Origin of the sequence: Algoriphagus hitonicola, from assembly GCF_900113375.1 — a bacterium.
Classification (GTDB): domain Bacteria; phylum Bacteroidota; class Bacteroidia; order Cytophagales; family Cyclobacteriaceae; genus Algoriphagus; species Algoriphagus hitonicola.
Map to the genome: position 1 here is coordinate 1 of NZ_FOPC01000010.1, position 18,959 is coordinate 18,959.

15 protein-coding genes are annotated in these 18,959 nt (G+C 43.9%); 4 read left to right on the forward strand and 11 right to left on the reverse strand.

What is annotated here, in order from left to right:
• A partial coding sequence (locus BM043_RS13615) for an IS3 family transposase (RefSeq protein ID WP_143189540.1) occupies positions 1-187 on the forward strand: 187 nt, incomplete at its 5' end.
• Positions 188-504: 317 nt separating this feature from the next.
• On the opposite strand, the gene BM043_RS13620 is transcribed toward BM043_RS13615, so the two are convergent.
• From BM043_RS13620 to BM043_RS19525, 4 genes are all read right to left on the reverse strand, one after another.
• On the reverse strand, positions 505-1,182 hold the full coding sequence (locus BM043_RS13620) for a hypothetical protein (RefSeq protein WP_143189541.1): 678 nt from the start codon (positions 1,180-1,182) through the stop codon (positions 505-507).
• Between the two features lie 74 nt (positions 1,183-1,256).
• Positions 1,257-1,418 carry a hypothetical protein gene (locus tag BM043_RS19520; RefSeq protein WP_177188480.1) on the reverse strand — a complete coding sequence of 54 codons (162 nt, stop codon included), beginning with the start codon at positions 1,416-1,418 and terminating at the stop codon, positions 1,257-1,259.
• Positions 1,419-1,670: 252 nt separating this feature from the next.
• Positions 1,671-2,624, reverse strand: coding sequence for a nitrilase family protein (locus tag BM043_RS13625; protein WP_092792567.1), 954 nt, complete (start codon positions 2,622-2,624; stop codon positions 1,671-1,673).
• A 138-nt stretch (positions 2,625-2,762) separates the two neighbouring features.
• The gene (locus BM043_RS19525; protein ID WP_177188481.1) at positions 2,763-2,918 is read right to left on the reverse strand and encodes a hypothetical protein; all 156 of its coding nucleotides are present in this window, start codon (positions 2,916-2,918) and stop codon (positions 2,763-2,765) included.
• Here BM043_RS19525 and BM043_RS13630 point away from each other — a divergent pair.
• A complete protein-coding gene (locus BM043_RS13630) occupies positions 2,905-6,132 on the forward strand; it encodes a S41 family peptidase (protein ID WP_092792809.1) in 3,228 nt (1,075 codons plus the stop codon). The two genes, BM043_RS19525 and BM043_RS13630, sit on opposite strands and share 14 nt — an antisense overlap.
• A gap of 309 nt (positions 6,133-6,441) precedes the next feature.
• On the opposite strand, the gene BM043_RS13635 is transcribed toward BM043_RS13630, so the two are convergent.
• Positions 6,442-9,018 (reverse strand): TonB-dependent receptor, encoded by a 2,577-nt coding sequence (locus BM043_RS13635; protein WP_092792569.1) that lies wholly within the window; start codon positions 9,016-9,018, stop codon positions 6,442-6,444.
• 263 nt (positions 9,019-9,281) lie between these two features.
• Here BM043_RS13635 and BM043_RS13640 point away from each other — a divergent pair, with 263 nt between their 5' ends.
• Positions 9,282-11,738, forward strand: coding sequence for a TonB-dependent receptor (locus BM043_RS13640; RefSeq protein ID WP_092792571.1), 2,457 nt, complete (start codon positions 9,282-9,284; stop codon positions 11,736-11,738).
• A 15-nt stretch (positions 11,739-11,753) separates the two neighbouring features.
• The gene (locus tag BM043_RS13645; RefSeq protein WP_092792573.1) at positions 11,754-13,049 is read left to right on the forward strand and encodes a PepSY-associated TM helix domain-containing protein; all 1,296 of its coding nucleotides are present in this window, start codon (positions 11,754-11,756) and stop codon (positions 13,047-13,049) included.
• 80 nt (positions 13,050-13,129) lie between these two features.
• Here the strand turns inward: BM043_RS13645 and BM043_RS13650 are convergent, their stop codons facing one another.
• From BM043_RS13650 to nosZ, 6 genes are read right to left on the reverse strand one after another with little or no spacing between them, the layout of a single operon-like run.
• The gene (locus BM043_RS13650) at positions 13,130-13,897 is read right to left on the reverse strand and encodes an ABC transporter permease subunit (protein WP_092792575.1); all 768 of its coding nucleotides are present in this window, start codon (positions 13,895-13,897) and stop codon (positions 13,130-13,132) included.
• On the reverse strand, positions 13,890-14,633 hold the full coding sequence (locus BM043_RS13655; protein WP_092792577.1) for an ABC transporter ATP-binding protein: 744 nt from the start codon (positions 14,631-14,633) through the stop codon (positions 13,890-13,892). Before BM043_RS13655 ends, BM043_RS13650 begins: the two co-directional genes overlap by 8 nt.
• Entirely contained in the window at positions 14,620-15,858 is a 1,239-nt protein-coding gene (locus tag BM043_RS13660; RefSeq protein WP_092792811.1) for a nitrous oxide reductase family maturation protein NosD, read from the reverse strand. The genes BM043_RS13655 and BM043_RS13660 overlap by 14 nt, the downstream gene beginning before the upstream one ends.
• A gap of 21 nt (positions 15,859-15,879) precedes the next feature.
• Positions 15,880-16,314 (reverse strand): nitrous oxide reductase accessory protein NosL, encoded by a 435-nt coding sequence (locus tag BM043_RS13665; protein WP_092792578.1) that lies wholly within the window; start codon positions 16,312-16,314, stop codon positions 15,880-15,882.
• Between the two features lie 40 nt (positions 16,315-16,354).
• A complete protein-coding gene (locus BM043_RS13670) occupies positions 16,355-16,933 on the reverse strand; it encodes a hypothetical protein (RefSeq protein WP_092792580.1) in 579 nt (192 codons plus the stop codon).
• 59 nt (positions 16,934-16,992) lie between these two features.
• Positions 16,993-18,951, reverse strand: a complete 1,959-nt coding sequence (nosZ, locus tag BM043_RS13675) for a Sec-dependent nitrous-oxide reductase (RefSeq protein ID WP_092792582.1) — start codon at positions 18,949-18,951, stop codon at positions 16,993-16,995.
• Positions 18,952-18,959: the final 8 nt, after the last annotated feature.

Sequence of the window (18,959 nt, forward strand, 5' to 3'; positions counted from 1 at the left end):
AGAAAACTTCTTTAAAATCATCAAATCTGAGCTGATCTACCAGCTTCCGGTATTGAACGTTAGACAGATACAGGTTGAACTCTTTGAGTTCATCGAAATCTGGTACAACAAAGAAAGAAAACATTCCTACCTGAATTACCTCACTCCTGAGCAGTTCGGAGAAACAACAAAAACAAAGGCCGCATGAAGAAAACTGAACTCGAACTAATCAGGGGGATTTTTTTTCTAAATCCCACTGATTAGTTGAGTAGCCCCGCGGCAGGCGGCATTAAATCAATTCAAAAACAGGCTTAAAAATATTGTCCAGTTTTTTGTAGTAAATCCACAATTCCTAAAAGATAGGAAAGCAGGACAAGGCGTAAAAAAATGACCCATTAAAGGTCATTTTAGGCTTAGGCCGGATTGCAGGGAAGGCAAACTCCGTTTAGACTAACGCTTAATCTACACTCAGACGGGTTTGTAATTTCGCTTAAACAAATATTTACTTTAGACTCAAACAAGAATTTATTTAATTCCAATAATTTTTAAAAAATGCTCAACATCTTTTCCTTTAGGTATATGTGACATGATTAATTCATTTTTTTGATTTAATCTTGACTTTAATGATTCCTTGTCTCTTACATATGAAGACACTACAAAACCATAATAAATTCCAGTAATAACGAATAAAACTAATTTATGCTCATTAAATTTAAACATTCTAGGCTGTGATATATAATTTTCGAAATGTGTATTATTCCCAAGTATAGAACCAAAAATAATGGGATAATCTAAATCAGATTTTGCATTATGATCTAAAATCATTTTCCTGATCTTTTCTTCATGTGGACCTAGATTTACTTCTGAAAAGAAAATATGAGAAGAAATACTCGCCCTCCATAAAATAGAAAGTAAAAACAATTTAAATTTTACATAATCAATATTTGAAACCTTAAATGCCCTGTTGCCATGTGTATCAACTAAACCTTCGACAATTGGTCCGTTTTTGATTTTAGGACTATATAGTGAATTTGCACCATATCTCTCATAGCCACCTAATATACTATTATCACAATTCTTACACAAGAGATTTGATTCAAAATATCCTGTTTGTAATGCCTTTTTTCTATCTTTTTTTTCAATAATATCCTTGCTTTCAAATTGAAAAAATCTATTCTTCTCATCTTTAATCTCTTTAAACATAAAATTTGGGATAATATGAGATTGTTTCAATAGTTCCTTCTCCTGTAAACAAAGTCTACATATACCATTTTCACTCATCCCTCACCCCCTTCCACTATCCTAATCTCCTCCTCGGTCAATCCATACAACTCATAGACCAAGGCGTCGATCTCGCGGTCGAGGCGATCGATGTCGGCTTGGGGGGCGGAGGCTTGAGTCAGGTCGTTCATTTTAAAGACTGAGTTTTGGAATAGCACTATCGAGAAAGGGTTTTATTGAATTAAAGTGAATGATGACACTAACTTCGGCATTATTCATTCAATTGATAATTAATTGTTAAAGATATGGGAATTGGAGAAAAGAAAAAGGGGGAAATGGGGGATTGACGGGAAATGTCTGTTTTTTTTGTCTTTGATGATACAAATAAACCTTGGTCCAAGCCTACCTTTTGCAGGTAAATCTGAAGACCTTGAACCATTCCCATTCCGGCCTCCTACTAAAGGCTATTTCTAATCTTCTGACGCCAACCAAGCCACCTTCTGTTCGGATTGATGATCCTGATTTAAGATATCCCGATAGAGATCCGGCCTGCGAGCTTGGAGGTAGCGATGCCCACCGGCTTGGGTGAGCTTTTCGGGAACGATCGTTGCCATCTCAAAACTGTCTTCAAAACTCCGGCATTCGGCCAAAATATCTCCAAAAGGATCCAAAATCATGGAGCAGCCATTTTTCAACTGATCGTCATCCATCCCGATAGGATTGGAAAAGATGGCATATACCGCATTGTCATAAGCTCGGGCTGGCAACCATTTCATCAGCCAAGCTCTTCCTTTCAGTCCATCAAACTCCATTCGCAGTGAGGTAGGATCTGCTTCCCGATTCTTCCAGAGCTTGGGATCCACAAAACCCGCCCCAGGTCGGGTTGACGGGGTACACATGGTCACATGGGGCATGAAAATGATATCCGCACCGAGGAGTTTGGTGGCGCGGACATTCTCGATAATATTATTGTCATAGCAGATTAGAATCCCACATTTCCAGCCCAACAAATCAAAAACAACGTAGCGATTTCCCGGACTTAAATCGGGATGAATAAACGGATGCAGCTTGCTGTATTTGGCAAGCAACCCATCCTGATTGACACAGACATAGGTATTGTAAACCTGCCCATTTCCATCTTTTTCAAACAATCCTGCAAGGATTACAATCCCATTCTTTTTTGAAATCTCCCTTAGGCGTTGAATTGATTCTCCTTCAGGAACCAGTTCCGCCTCCCCTAGGAGTTGGGCTTTATTCAACTTTCTCGCATAAGAATATCCACTGATGCAACACTCATGAAAAGTAATGACCTGCGCTCCTTCTTTTGCCGCCTGGGCGGAAAGTTTATCAATTACAGAAAGGTTGTATTCCTTATCTCCGCTTCGATTTTCGAATTGGGCAGTGGCAATTTTGATGGGTTCCATGGGCTGATTTTTTCTGGTGCATTAAACTAAAGAATCGAACTGAAGGTAAAAAAGGAAAGTTGACTGCTGGTCTTAATCGAGCCTCTAAGTCCTAAAAACAAGAGGTAGACTTTCTTGTCGGAGACCACGCGTATTTTATTAGACTCCCGTTTGGGCATTCAGGGCTAATTTTATCAATCCTGCCTTTCTATACCATTTGAATGAAAGGCGTAATCCATCGATGGTTAGATTTCTTCTAATTTTTGACCTATTTTTATCCAAACCCAAATCCAATCTTAATATGAAAAAACTCATCACCCTATTGATTTGTGGCGCAATCAGTGTCTCAGCTTTTGGGCAAGGCACCCAATTGCTCCGACAGCCCACACTCAGTCAGTCTGAGATCGTCTTTGTCTATGCCAATGACCTCTGGAAAGTCTCACGGGAGGGCGGTCAGGCCATTCGTCTGACGAGCAATGAAGGCGAAGAAAGTTTTCCTCATTTTTCGCCTGATGGATCCATGATCGCATTTACTGGAGAATACGATGGCAATACCGATGTTTATCTGATTCCCGCCAGTGGGGGCGAACCCGAGCGACTGACTTGGCATCCTGGAGCCGATATGGTCACCGGATGGAGTCCCGATGGAGAATCGGTGATTTTCAGTTCGGGCCGTGATGGTCATGCCACAGAGGAAAGCAAGTTTTTCCAAATTTCCAAAGATGGCGGCATGCCTGAATCCTTAGCAATTCCCCGTGCCGTGACGGGTGAGATTTCCCCCGACGGCAGTCATATCGCCTACCAGCAGATTTCTTTTTGGGATCCGGAGTGGCGAAATCATCGGGGCGGACAGGCCAAGCCCATTTGGATTGTGGATATGGAAGATTATTCGTTGGAAATGACCCCGCAAACAGACAATGAACGCCATACTGACCCGGTTTGGCTCGGCGAAAAAGTTTATTACATTTCTGAGCGCGATTACCTAGCCAACCTTTGGTCATTTGATCCCGAAACGGGACAGGAAAAGCAGGAGACTTTTCTGACGGACTTTGATATTAAAACAATTGACGCGGGACCCGATGCACTGGTTTTGGAGCAAGGAGGCTATTTGCATATTTATAATCCTGAAGACGGCTCGCTGAAGCAGGTTAAAATAGAGGTTAATGGAGATTTTCATTGGGCACGCGAGCGATGGGTGGATGTCTCAGCCAATCAGTTGCAAAACGCTTACCTATCCCCCACCGGACAGCGTGCGGCATTTGAATTCCGCGGAGAAATCATAACTGTCCCAAAAGAATATGGAGCAGGAAGAAATATCACCAATACTTCCAGCTCAGCAGAACGCTCTCCGGCTTGGTCACCTGACGGGCAGAAAATCGCTTATTTCTCAGATTCTTCAGGGGAATATGAATTAGTCATAGCCGATCAAACGGGAAGCAAAATAGAGAAAACCATTTCCATACCTGACCCGAGTTTTTTCTTCAAACCTGAATGGGCTCCCGACGGAAAGCATTTGGCATTCACCGATACAGATTATAACATCTGGTTGGTCAATGTGGAAAGTGGAAATGCCAAAAATGTGGAAACTGAGCGCTTTGCCCATCCCAACCGATCAATGAATCCGGTTTGGTCGCCAGACGGCAAATGGATCGCTTATGCCCGACTGATGGATAATCAGTTCAAATCCATTTTTGTCTTGAATGTGGAAACCGAGGAGAAAATCCAAGTCAGCGATCAAATGGCTGATGCGATTTCACCCGTTTGGGACGAAAGCGGAAAGTATTTGTATTTCCTCGCTTCTACCAATTTTGGCTTGAATACCGGGTGGTTGGACATGAGTAGCTACGATCGTCCGGTGACCCGAAACCTTTACTTTGCCATCTTAGATGCCAATGAAAAATCTCCACTATTGCCTCAAAGTGATGAAGAAAAAGCCAATGCCGAGGAAAAGAAGGAGGCTGAAAAGGAAGTCACGGTAAAAATTGATCCTGAAAATCTGAATCGGCGAATTGTAGCCGTGGATATTCCGGCGCGGAATTACACCGGATTGGCAGCGGGTCCTTCGGGTTCGGTCTTTTACATGGAAAGCATTCCCAATGAAGGCACTGCCTTGAAAAAATATGATTTGGCCAAACGAAAATCGGAGGACTTTCTTCCTCGAGTCAATCAGGTGGTCATCTCCAAAGACAGAAAATCCATGCTTTATCAATCTGGCTCGACTTGGGGGATCATCGAAACAAGCGGAGCAGGAAAGAAGGTCGGTGATGGTGCATTAAAAGCCATTTCCTCCATGAAAGTAAAAGTAAATCCTCAAGAAGAATGGCAGCAAATCTATCGCGAAGGCTGGCGCTATCAGCGTGACTTCTTGTATGTGGACAATGTTCACGGAGCGCCTTGGGATGAGATCTACGAATGGTATAAGCCCTGGGTGGATCACGTGCGGCACCGCACGGACATGAATTACATCATTGATATCATCGGAGGAGAAGTGGCAGTTGGACATTCCTATACCCGAGGAGGGGATTTCCCGGAGGTCGAGCGAGTACCGATCGGATTGTTGGGAGCGGATTTCGAAGTGGAAAATGGACATTACCGCATCAGCAAAATCTACAATGGTGAAAGCTGGAACCCCAACCTCACCGCTCCCCTTGCCCATCCGGGCAATGAAGCACGGGTAGGAGAATATTTGGTAGCAGTCAATGGAAAAGAAGTATTGCCCAATACCAATTTCTACACCTATTTCGAAGGGACCGCCAACCAATACACTACCCTTCACCTGAATAGCGAGCCTGGAATGGAAGGCGCACGGATGATTTCAACCGTTCCGGTCGCCAATGAAGGACCGCTCCGAATGATGGATTGGGTAGAAGGAAACCGTCGAAAAGTAGATGAGCTTTCCGATCGAAAATTAGCCTACGTCTACCTGCCCAATACAGGACAGCCAGGCTACACTTATTTCAATCGCTATTACTTTGCGCAGCAAGACAAAAAGGGCGCAGTAATCGACGAGCGAAACAACGGTGGTGGTTCGGCCGCCGATTACATGGTGGATATCATGGCTAGAGAACTCCACGGCTATTTCAATTCCCGAGCCAATGATCACCGTCCGTTCACGACTCCGATGTCGGGGATTTGGGGACCAAAAGTCATGCTGATCAACGAGAGAGCCGGTTCGGGAGGTGATTTGCTTCCTTACTTGTTCAACAAAATGAAAATTGGACCGCTGATCGGCACCAAAACCTGGGGCGGATTAGTCGGGACTTGGGACACCCCTCCTTTTGTAGATGGAGGCCGAATGGTGGCTCCGCGGGGAGGATTCTATGATGTCGATGGCGAATGGGCCGTAGAGGGAGTTGGAATTTCTCCGGATATTCCGATAGAGCAAACGCCAAAAGATGTGATTGAAGGTCGCGATCCACAACTGGAAAAAGCAGTGGAAGAAGCATTGAAATTGCTGGAAACAGAGGGAATTGAACTGAAACCCGAACCGGCACCTCCGATTAGATATTTCAGACCGAAAGGAAATTAAGGATTTAGATTTTGTGGTAAAACCTGCTGAATGGACCATTCAGCAGGTTTTTTTTGTCAAAAGTTTCGCCCTTTCAGGGCTCTGAGGTATATATAATACCACTTTCCCCCGGCTACGCCGAGGGTCATGAAAAATGCCAACCCTCCGGGTTTTTAAGGATGGAAAATCCACAATAAATTAGAAAAGAACTGATTTCTGAAAGCCATGAAAGGGCAGGACTCTTCATTCCCTCGGGCGGCAGCCCGTGGACGGAAAACTTGCTCCTTCCCTAAGCCCCTCTAGGTTAATTAAATCTATGTCCACCCAATCTTATCTAAAATTCACCGTAAACTGAGCACCAATCATTCGAGGAGGACCGGCGATGAAAGTAGGTATTCCAAAAGCCCCACCTGTATTGCCCGCATCAATGATAAACTCTTCATCCAAGGCATTATTTGCGAAAAGCATCAGGTCATATTTTTGACCAAAATTGAATCCCAATCGGAGATTTAGCATCCCGTAGCCTTCCTGCTCAATACCGGGTAGATTGGTCTCCTCAAAGAACACCCTAGACTTATAGCTATAAGTGGGTCTAAAATAAAGTAAAGCTTTTTGGGAAATCGGAATACCAAAATCCAAACCAGCCGAAGCACTGTGCTTGGGAGTCAATCTAAAAGTATTTCCAGCTAAATTTTGTGCATTTCCCTCAGCATCTACCTCGTCAAACGTGGCATCGATAAAGCCATAATTGGCAAAAAAACTGAGATTTTTCACAACCGCATAGCGTAAAGCTGTCTCAAACCCAAGGGCCGTGGAAGCTCCTTCATCGCGAGTATCAATTCGAAGGCCATCCTGATCAGCAACGGCAATGCTGGTCTGAAAATTAGAATAATCGTAGTAATACGCATTCAGATCAAAACTTAAGCGATCATCCGATGACAGTGTCTTCATCCCTACTTCATAGCTCCAAACAGTCTCCGCATTGAGGACATTGGTTTCGGAAGCCAGAACCTGCACCACATTAGGTCTCCGTCCTCTAGAAACATTGCCAAAAAATGTGGTATTGGGACTCATTTTATAATCCACTGCCAATCTCCCCACGGCAGAAAAAAACTCTTCGGTCGTTTCCTTTCTTCCATCGGTTGGGGTGAAAATATTATTCGCTGATCCTCCGGTCAAGATAAAGCCCAAAGTGCCCCGTTCCTCGGCTTCAGGCACATCCAAGGCGCCTGTAATTTGCTCATAAGTTCCCCGAAGACCGGCGGTCACACTCAATTTGGAATTGAAATCGTAAGTTCCATCTGCAAAAACCTCATACGCGTAATTTCGCCCAAAATTGGTACTGACCTCGCGGTGAACGGACTTAAGTGGAGCTCCTGCCAAAGGTCCAAAAATCGCAGGAACATTGGGTAAGTTATTGACTAAATTGGCCTGTCCATTGATAACCAAGGGCTCAAATGGGATGGCCGCCAATACTTGTTCCTTCACTGGATCAGGGAGCGAAGCTCCTTGAATTCCACTTCGAACAAAAGGGGTAAATAAAGCATATAAACTTCGTTCGTCGCCTTCATAAGGAATTCGCTGAGAGCCGTTTTCATAGAAAAAACTTAAACCCGTAAAACCTCTAAATCGGGATTCATCGGCAAAGTTAAATCGGAGCTCTTGACTGAATTGTTTTCCAATTGCCTCCTCACCCAGAAACAAAGTCGGGGCCACTGTCCCATCCGAATCAAACGTCTCAAAGGAATCGAATTCACGATACGCCGTGATCGAACTCAAATCCCAAGTCGATCCCAAGGTCTGATTGACTAATAGAGTAGCGCCCCAAACGGAACGATCTACTCCCAACTCATTACCCCGCTCCATATCCGCGAAGGTATTTGGACTGACATCTCCACCGAATGGAGCATATGTTCCACTCTTGAAGGCAGTTCCCGGAGGAGTATCTTTTTGATAATTAAAAATAAAATCAATGGCCGTGTTTTTTCCTGAAAGGTATTTCATTGCAATCCTACCGGCTTTGGTATCCTTTCCGTTTAACGTTCCTCCTGAGAGATTTTCGAGATAGCCTTCTCTTGCATTATATATTCCCGCTACACGCAAAAAGAACTGATCAGTCAGCGGTACATTCACATGTCCCGTGGCCAATCGCTGACCATAATCTCCCGCTCCTAATCTGATTTGGGATGAAAAACTGTTTTTAGCCTTATTTTGGATCAAATGGATAGCTCCGATCTGCGCTCCTCGTCCAAATAGCGTGCCCTGTGGTCCCTTGAGTACCTCTACACGCTCCATATCAAAAAGCTCTACCACTGATCCCCTGGATTTACTGATTGATACTCCGTCTTGGAACACCGAAACTCGAGGCTCCACTCGGGCATCTCCGTCGTCAGAGGTAATTCCCCTGATTACAAAACCGGGATTGTTGACGCTTTGCAGCTGCACCTGCAATCCGGGCACAAATTCAGATAATGCATCAAACTCAAAGGTATTGGTCCGGGTCAGGAAATCAGTTCCATAAGAAGTGACGGCGATGGGCACATCCTTGATCAATTGACTTCTTCGCTGAGAGGTCACCACCAATCCCTCCAGCTGAATTGCATCAGGTATCAGCTTTATCTCCAGTTCCAAATTTGGACTTTCGCTGAGCTCTACCGAAGTTTCAAATCGCTGATACCCTATAAAACTCACTTCAAGGATATAGGATCCTCGTTGGATCTGCTCGAAAAAAAACTGTCCATTGGGATTGGTAATCGCACTTTTGTTGAGTTCCCGAATCTGCACCAATGCTCCTGGTAAAGGTGCACCCGATTCATCGATTACTGTGCCTTCAATGCCCGAATTAGATTGAGCCATTCCCGGTAAAAACAAGGAGTAAAGGATGACTAAAAGTAAAATTGGTTTCATAGCTAAATCATTAACAAGGGCAAAACTACTGAGAAAATTACCGGAGTAAATTACCGGAAAATGAATCCTTCATTATTAAACCTCTTCAGTACCAAAAAATTGAAGAATTTTCATTTTTTCCCAGAATGGAGACATAAATAGTCAATCCCATGACTGATTTCAATGTAGAAAAATTTATTTGGAAATAATCCAGATAAACTTTGGAGCGAATGGATCTGCTCATTTATATTTGCCTCTGTTTAAAATCAATCTAAATAAAAGAGATGAAAAAATATATACTGTTTATTTGGTCAATCCTCATCGCCCAGAGTGTTTTTGCCCAAACAGGCACCATCAAAGGTAGTGTCACCAACCAAGCGGGGGCACCTTTGGAATTTGTGAATGTCAGCTTGATCGGAACCGGAAAAGGTGCGATTACTGACATGGAAGGCAAATTTTCGATCACAAATGTCCCTAGCGGAGAAGGAACCATCAGTGTTTCATCCATTGGATTTTCCAAGGAAAGCCAAAATTATACTTTGGCAGCGGGTCAGACACTGGAGCTCAACTTTACCCTGACTGAATCGCTTCAAGCTCTGCAAACCGTAGAAATCACCGGAAGACGAGAAGTAGGATACGACAATAAAAAAACCTTTTCGGCGACCAAAACTGCCTCTCTGATCAAGGATGTTCCCTCATCGATCAATTTTGTCACCAAAGAGCTCATGCTGGATCAGGTAGCTTTCACGGTAAACGATGTGGTCAAAAACGTGGCGGGAGTAAATCAGTACAGTTTTTATAATGACATTACCATTCGGGGATTTCGGGTTTCGGGACAAAGAAATTTTGGAACTTTACTTAATGGTATGCGGACTTTCACCAGTTTTTGGAAGCCCCAACTCATTCCTCATATTGAGCGAGTTGAGGTAATCAAAGGACCAGCATCGGCCCTTTTTGGAAATGCCTCTCCGGGAGGAGCCATCAATCGGGTCACCAAAAAACCTTTGGCCGAATCCAGAAAGTCCATCACCACGACTGTGGGTAGCTTCAATACCCTTCGGACTCTAGGCGATTTTACCGGCGCCATGACAGAAGACCAAAAATTACTTTACCGTTTGAATATTGGATTTGAGAACACAGACGGATTCCGGGATTTGCAATTCAGCAGAAATCTGGTTCTCGCGCCATCTTTTGCCTTTTTACCAACAGAAAATACCAGCCTAAACTTTGATATCGTCTATCAGGATTCAAAGGGGAGACTGGATCGTGGGCAGGCAGCTTTTGGGAATCGGGATTTGTTCACCACTCCGATCACCACGTCCTTGAGTGCATCAAATGATTACCTTAATGAAAATACGCTCAACGCAACAGTTTCTCTGCGTCACAATTTCTCAGATCGAATCAGTTTCAATAGTTCCTATCAGCTTTCCAGCTACACTGAAGATCTCTTAGAGCACCGTACTTCCAATCAGTTTGCGGCTTTGGGCGATGGAAGTATCGATGATACCAAAGTGGCCATGCGGGTATTTATCCGCAAAAGATCCTGGAATAACAATGCAATCAACAATTACCTGAATGCGGATTTTGATCTGGGGAGTGTCAAAAACACACTCTTGGTAGGGCATGATTACTTTAGACAAGAGCAGCTTCCCGGTGGGTCACAATTAGAAGCCAGAAGCTATTTGCTTCAAAATGGAGGAACCATTAATTTCTTCAATCCTGCAAATGCCAACAATTACGTCTTGGACGCTCAAGGAAATCCGGCGACAAACGTAGCTCATTTTGACCTGACCTCCCCTACTGCAAATGGCATCCGAGATATGAGTAAGTACATTTACACTACCCGAACCTTTAATCAATTCCTCCAGCAGTCTCATGGGGTTTATATCCAAAACCAGTCTGAAATCGGTGCCTTGAAAGTTTTGCTTGGATTGAGACAGGAGTATTTTACCGATTACCTCAATTACAACAGCCCCGGAGAAGTGGTGGTAGACCAGAAAGCCCTTTTGCCTCGAGTAGGTTTGGTGTATACACTTAACCCATCTATCAATCTATACGGAACTTGGGTTCAGGGATATCAACCGCAGAATGCCGCTGCCGTGTTCAATCCTGAAGCGGGAGGGCCATTTGACCCCTTGACCAGTGAAATGATTGAAATAGGTGCCAAATCTGAATGGTTCAATAAAAGAGTCAGTGGAACGCTTTCTTTCTATCAAATTGTAGAGCGAGGTGGTTTGTACAATGCTAATGATCAGGCAAATCCAGAGCGATTGGTGCAGCTCGGCGAGGAGCAATCCCGTGGAGTGGAACTGAATGTAACGGGTAATATTCTCCCTAACTGGTCCTTGGTGGCAGGATATGCTTTTAACGATGCTAAAATCACCGAAGCGGACAATGAGTCTGTGATCGGAAGACAAAAACCGAACGCTCCAAGAAACACCGCTAACTTCTGGTCAAAATACATTTTCGAAAATGGCTCGTTGAATGGATTGGGAGTAGGTTTGGGTTATAACTATGTATCAGACCGATTTGGCTCCATCGTTTCAGGAGATCAACCGGATATCTTCCCCTCCTACGGGATTGTAGATGCGGCCTTGTATTACAAGTTGGACAAAGTACAGTTTCAAGTCAATGTCAATAATCTCTTCAATGACATCTACTGGGTTGGTGGATATGATGTAATCAGAGCATTTCCAGGTAGTCCCCGAAGCATTATGACTACCGTTTCCTATACCTTCTAAACCAAAGCAAAATCAGTGAAGCTGAATAAACGAGTTTTATTTCAGATCCATAGCTGGATAGGTATCAAGTTAAGCATACTATTTTTTATAGTATGCTTTTCTGGTACTCTGGCCACGCTCAGCAATGAGATGGATTGGTTATTTTACCCGGGTTTGCGTGCAAGTGGGCAGGAAGAACGGGCCTCTTACAACGAGATTGTTTCTGCAGTCGAGCAGGCTTTTCCCGATGGAATTTTGAGCTATTGGATTATGCCTGAGGAGCCTTACCTCAATGACATCGCCTATGTCCAAGTCGGTGATCAGCGACACTACGTTTTTGTGGATCCCTATCTGGCCAAAGTCACCGGAAGTACCACCGTCACGTTCCAGCGCTTTTTCAGGGATTTTCATTATTACCTTTTTATGCCCTTTTACCAGATTGGTTATTTCATCGTCTTGGTATTTGCTTTTTTCCTTCTGATTTCCATGGTAACCGCATTGGTTTTTTATAAAAAATGGTGGAAAAAATTCAGGGAACTCAAAACCGGAAAAGGCCCATTGGTTTTCTTCCGGAGCTTGCATCGGGTGGTGGGCCTCTGGTCCATTCCTTTTGCAATTGTCTTTTCGGTTACAGGTATTTGGTATTTCACTGAGCGAACCAATTTGGGTTCTGTTTCCGAGATCTCCAACCCCAAACCACCAAAGCTAGAAGATCGAAACGATCAGGTTTCCGATCAAAAATCACTGTCCTACCAGTGGGATTATGACAAAGCCGCTGCAATGGCTTTAAAAGAAATCCCGAATTTGAAAATCGGGGGAATTGTTCCTAGCAATACCACTATCAATGGGATTTATATTAGAGGAAAAAGCGATGTTGCTTTGGTCCGAAAGCGATCAAACCGAGTCTTTGTAGATCCGATTACCAATGAAGTGGCGCAAGTGCAAAAAGCAGAAGAAATCCCAACCGTGATGTATCTCAATGACATCGCAGATCCGATACACTTTGGAAACTGGGGCGGGTTAATTACCAAAGTCATCTGGTTCTTGGCGGGATTATCCCTTTCGGGATTGGTTTTGACTGGCATTTGGATTGCCCTTAAGCGGCAAATGAAAAAAGTCATCAAAGAAGGTGAAGTGGTGTTGGGTTTTTGGAAGTATATCAACTGGGGAATTGCGCTCATGGTCGTTGGATTTATGTATTCCTTTATGCTGATGCGATATTCCCTTTCTTGGCCTTCCCTTACCATAATAAGCCTGACTTTGGGACTGATCGCTTGGCTGACTTGGTATGTTTTTGAGTATCGCTTGAAAAAATCGGTAATAAAAAACTAGACTCTCCAATCCATCAGGCAAAAGACAATTAAAGATCACCCCAAATCCGAAGATTTGGGGTGTCTTTAACCTATCTAACCCTAAAAATCACGTTTTTTAAATTTCATCATTGCCAGCATAGCCGGAAGCAAAACCCAAAGCAGCAACATTCCCCCAGCTAGTGTGACTCCCATAAATTCCGAGAAAAATTCCTGGAAAAATGCTCCCGTATAGCCCATCAAGGCCGAAATATCCAATTGCATCAGCATCAGCACTCTTCCCAAATCCACCGGATTGAGCATCATCAGTGCAAGCGTAGCTTTTTCCAAAGGATAATCAGCGAAGCTATAAATGATATACAGCACTAATCCATCGTACACCAGTGAGAAATAAATCCACAGCGAAAGGCTTATACCGATCGCTTTGGCCTTATCCCGAGTGTACACACTAGCCAGAAATGCAAAGCCCGCAAACACAGCACTCAACACCACTCCGACCACCAGCAAAGTAATCAAACTCGAGTCTGCTCCCCATAAGACCATGGGTAGTCCAAATCCAACAATCAGCGCCAAACTCAGCATCAAAATCACCGCTAAGAGTTGGCTCAGGAATACATGAATACGCTTGACTGGCTGCGCAAGCATCAACTCGATAAATTCCAGATTATTGAAAAAGTGGGTTGTCGCAAATACCGCTGCGATGAGCGGAACGATCATAATCATAATATTCATCAAACTCAGGGAAACTTTGCCCAAATCATCCGAAACCTGATAAATGGATATGGCAACCAAAACCATAAAGAGGGTGTACAGCAGTGCAAATCGAGACTTCACGATATCGTACAGCGCATATTTCAGTAACTTAAACATGACTCATGGATTTTTTAGCGGTGTTTTTTTTTAAAGTCCACTGCATAAGCCTAGCAATGGCGGGTGAGAAGCGATCCTCATCGGTGATTTCTTTGAGGCTTTCGATGGTATCGGCAAAGAACACCTCTCCCTCAAATAGATAAATCGCCCGGTTGGTCAGTTCTTCCAAATCACTCAAAATGTGCGAAGTGATCAGGATCAATTTGCCTTCCTCCCGCTCCTTTTTGATTTTCTTTTTGAGGATTTCCACTGCAATCGGATCCAATCCTGCAGTAGGCTCGTCCAAAATCAAAATATCCGGATTGAATAGAAAAGCCAGCGCTGCAGAAACTTTCTGTCGCGTGCCTCCTGAAAGCGTTCCCAGAGCCTTATCTTTCATTCCCTCCAATTCAAATTGCTCCACCAGTTCGGTATCATAGACTTTGATCTCAGGACGCATATCCTTCATCATGGAAAAGAGCTGTCCAATTTTCATATTGGCGGGATAGCGCCCAATTTGAGGCATGTATCCGATCAAACTCCGATACTGATGATTACCTTTGACAGAGACACCCTTGACTAGAATTTCACCTTGATCGGGAATCACCATTCCCAGAACCGTCTTGATCAAGGTAGTTTTTCCGCTCCCGTTTGGCCCCATGATGGCATAACTGTTTCCCAATTCAAATTCCAAAGAAAAGTCCTTGAGTACTTCCAACTTCCCAAACTTCTTCGATATATGTTTAACTGAAATCATAAGGCTTCATTTTAGGTGATTCATCCATCATGTCTTCGGGAGTCAAAGTCGGGAGGATTTTCTCCATTTTATCCAGTAGATTGACCATAAAACTCCTCCACAAAATGACTGATGCGGGGATTTTCTCCACGATGACTGAGTATAAATTGATCGGGCGAAAGGGCACATCGCCGATGCTGTCCCGATCCAAGTCATATCCCTCGTATTTGTCCCAATAATTCTCGGTCAGTGTATTGAGGACGAGGGATCCATTGGTACTGATATCGAAAGTATTATTGGTAAAATTATTAGCTTGAAAGAGGTTTTGATCGCAGGATGCCATGAGTTTGAGTGCCCAACCATTTTCATTGAAGGTATTCTCTTCAAAATCAATCCGGCTACTTCCTTCCATGTAGATGCCGATGGTGTTTTTGAGGAAAATATTGCCAATTACCTTACTATCCGAAATATCCTTGAGTAGTATACCGTAGGCACTCGCTCCCCAGTTTTCTTCAAAACGGTTTTCCTGCATCAGGACATTTTTAGTGTACATGACCGCCACTCCAGCTCCATTTTGACGAAAGGTATTGCGGATGTAGCTATTGTCGTGCGCAAACATAAAGTGTAATCCGTAGCGCATATTTCGCTCGATCAGGTTTTCCTTGGCTTGAGTATCCGTCACAAATTCCAGGTAAATCCCATCCCGGTGTCCGGAAACTTGATTATTGGCGATGACCGAATGGGAACATTTCCAAAGATGAATGCCATTTCCCACTTCAAATTCCCGCTCGGAAGTGGCATTGATTTTATTGTCGAGAATGGAAAGTCGCTTTGAATTAGAAAAGTGAAGCCCAAAGAAAGTCTCTTCGAGAATATTATTTCTAATGATGCAATCCTCCGAATCGAAGAATTTGATCCCTGCCGAATCATCCATATTGGATTTACCGGTATTGATGATTTTGAGTCCTTCGATTAGAATGTTTTTCCCAGCAACTAAAATCACGTTTCCTTTCCCTTGCCCGTCAAGGACCGGATAATTTTCTCCGATAAGGGAAATGGACTTGCGGATGATGATTCCTGATTCGGGATAATTTCCACTTTCCAAAATTACAGTATCGCCAGAAACGGCTCGATCCACCGCCTTTTGAATAGATTCACCTGCTTTAATCCGAATTTGACCTGCGTTCAAAACCAGTGAAGAACAGCAGAATAAAAGGAATAAAGTGAGTTTTGTTAAGTTTTTCATAATTTCTTGAATCCAGTTCAACTATTTGAATTGGGTGACCAATTCTCCCCAAGCGAGATAAACTCCTCCCTTTTCCATTTTATGATTTTCAAGTAGATCAAAGTCAGGAAAAGCCACCACTTGACTTGCCATGGGCGTTTTGAATTCATCTGACTTGAGGTAAAAGGCATAATTGGCATCCAACAAAGTCCCGGGATTGAGGTAATCAGTCACCAAAATATGCTTGAAACTTTGCTTCTGACCTTCCTCGGAATGTAGGTAATCCACCATGCAATTGAGGTCATCGAAAATGTAAATTTTGCCTTTTTCGGTAACGAGTTCAGCTCCGAATTTGGGGTCCATCAATTTCATCTTACAGTGATGACAGGCGTCTTCACCGTAATTAATCGACCTAGGATCTGCTGAGCAAGATGCCAGTAAGGCAACAAAGCTGATGAGTGAAAGGATTCGTTTCATGATTTCTATGGTTAAAGGGTTAAGGGTGGAATTAGGCGACTTATTGATTTTTATTTTTCAACCTATCTCGAATGATGGCGACGAAGAGCAAAGCCACTCCTCCCATCAAAATCCAACTGCCGGTATCGGGGCCAGAATAAGCCAGAAAATTGAGAAGCTCTTTGTACCCGATCAAAGGCGGTTGATAGGTCATATCAGGTACTTTGATGGCAGCTTTAGGGTCCAGATTATGCCCATAATCATAGCCCCAGAGGTACATATCGACGAGGATTGCCAAGCCAAATAAAGTCATCAATGTCAAAAACCCATAAAGGGACCACCGCTTCCCAACCCATGCGGCCACCACTCCGAGAGCAATGAGAACACCGATGATGTATTTGAGATAAATGAATTCAGGAAACATCTCTTCCCCGATATGTTTCATGCCGATATAGTGGTTGACTCCATTGATGGTATCTACATTCCCGCTGAGATGGTCAATCCAGATTTTCATATTGAGTCCCTCAGGATACTGTGGAGCCCAAAGGCTGATTTGCCAAAGTGGAGTAAAATAGGCTGGAATGATCGCCAAAGCCGCAATCAAAATCAAAAGCCGGTTGGAGTTGGATAACGTTTTCATAGTGAAGGAAGGAAAACCGCCAGCCTTTTTTGAATGGCGATTTTCCTCTTTAAATGAATTTATTCAGCTTCTCCTGTGGAAAAGGTAAGCGGCACATTGGCACCTTTTGGAGATACCCGGAGGTAACCTTGCATCTCTTGGTGCAGGGCCGAACAGAAGTCGGTACAGTAGAATGGGAAAACCCCTACTCTATCCGGTACCCACTTCAGCGTGGAAGTTTCACCCGGCATGATCAGCAACTCGGCCGTATTGGCGCCTTTGATGGCAAATCCGTGAGGTACATCCCAGTCTTGCTCCAAGTTGGTAACGTGGAAATAAACTTCATCACCCACGTGTACTCCTTCAATATTATCCGGTCTAAAATTGGATCGAATAGAAGTCATGTACACGTGAACCTCATTGCCATTTCGCTCGACTCGGGCATCATTGATTCCTTTAAGGGCATACGGGTTTTCATTTCCTTCGATAGGATAGAATTTCACCTGTCGATCTTTGATCAAGCTTGCGGGAAATGCTTCTGCATAGTGAGGCTCTCCGATAGTCGGGAAGTCCAATAGCAACTGCATCTTGTCACCTGAGATATCATACAACTGTGCTGAGTGAGCCAATTCTGGTCCAGTGGGCAAATAGCGGTCTTTGGTGATTTTGTTGTAGGCCACCATGTATTTGCCATGAGGTTTGCCAGTAGGTCCACCGGGTATACTCAAGTGACCTACGGAGTAGTAAGTTGGTACTCGGTCCAATACTTCCAAAGTCTCGATATTCCACTTGACGATTTCTGAGGATACAAACATGGAGGTATAGGCATTTCCTTTTCCGTCAAATTCAGTATGCAAAGGACCCAATCCAGGTTTTTCGACTTCTCCATGAAGGACAGATTCGTATTTCAAAACAGGCATTCCATTGATGTCTCCCTCAAAATCTTCATTTTCAATTGCAGCCAGCATTTTAGTAAAGGAGAATACAGGAATGATCGCCGCCAATTTTCCGGAACCGATAATGTATTCACCCGTCGGATCAGTGTCCGTGCCGTGTGGAGACTTGGGACATGGAATGAAATAGACAATGTCTTTGAGCACAGTAGGATCAAGTGTCAGTACTTCTTCGATGATTTCAGACTTTGCCGAGTGCGTCGCTTCATCCCATTTGTTGTGAGCATATTTTACTTTTCGGGTAGTTCCCTCACCTGCTTTGACGTATTCTTCAGCTTTTTTCCAGTTTACCGCCATGATAAAGTCCTTGTCCTTTTGCGAAGCGTTCACTTCCAAAAGTGTGTGGGCCATTTCGGTATTGTAAGTGGAAAAGAAGAACCAACCATGCGATTTGTTTTTTCCGGCTCTCGCCAAATCAAAATTGAACGGAGGTGCTTCGATTTGGAAGGCCAAGTCCATATCTCCATGCTCAGGGTCTACGCTGATAAAGGAAATATGTCCTTTGAAGTTTTCCTTGTAGGAGTCAATGGAAACGTCCTGATTATCACCAACTGGCACTGAAAAACGGGTACCAGCCACGACATACTCGGTATTTTGAGTAATGAAGGGTGAAGAGTGATTTCCTGCAGAGTTGGGGATCTCGATGATCTCCACGGTCTTGAAGGTGTTCAGGTCAACTCTAGCAATTCTCGGAGTATTATTGGCATTGCCAAAAGCCCATCGCGCATCATGCTCGGCATTGGTTGTGGAGATGGCTATGTGGTGCAAATCATCCCATGGAACAAAGCCATGAGAAGTATTGAGCATAGGTTTGGTTTCTTCGGAATATCCCCATCCATTTTCCGGGTGAACAGAAAATACGGGGAGAATCTTTAAAACCCTTCCCGAAGGAAGACCGACTACGGACATCTGTCCATTGAAGCCGCCGGAGACGATGTTGTAAAACTCATCGTGCTCACCCGGGGCCACATAGACCTTGGAGGCAGCATCTCCCGTAATGGCAGATTGTGCTCCTTTGGGTTTACATCCTGGTGCCAGTGCCACTGCGATCAAGCCAGCGGCAACCAGCCATGTGTGTTTGTTCATTTGATTAT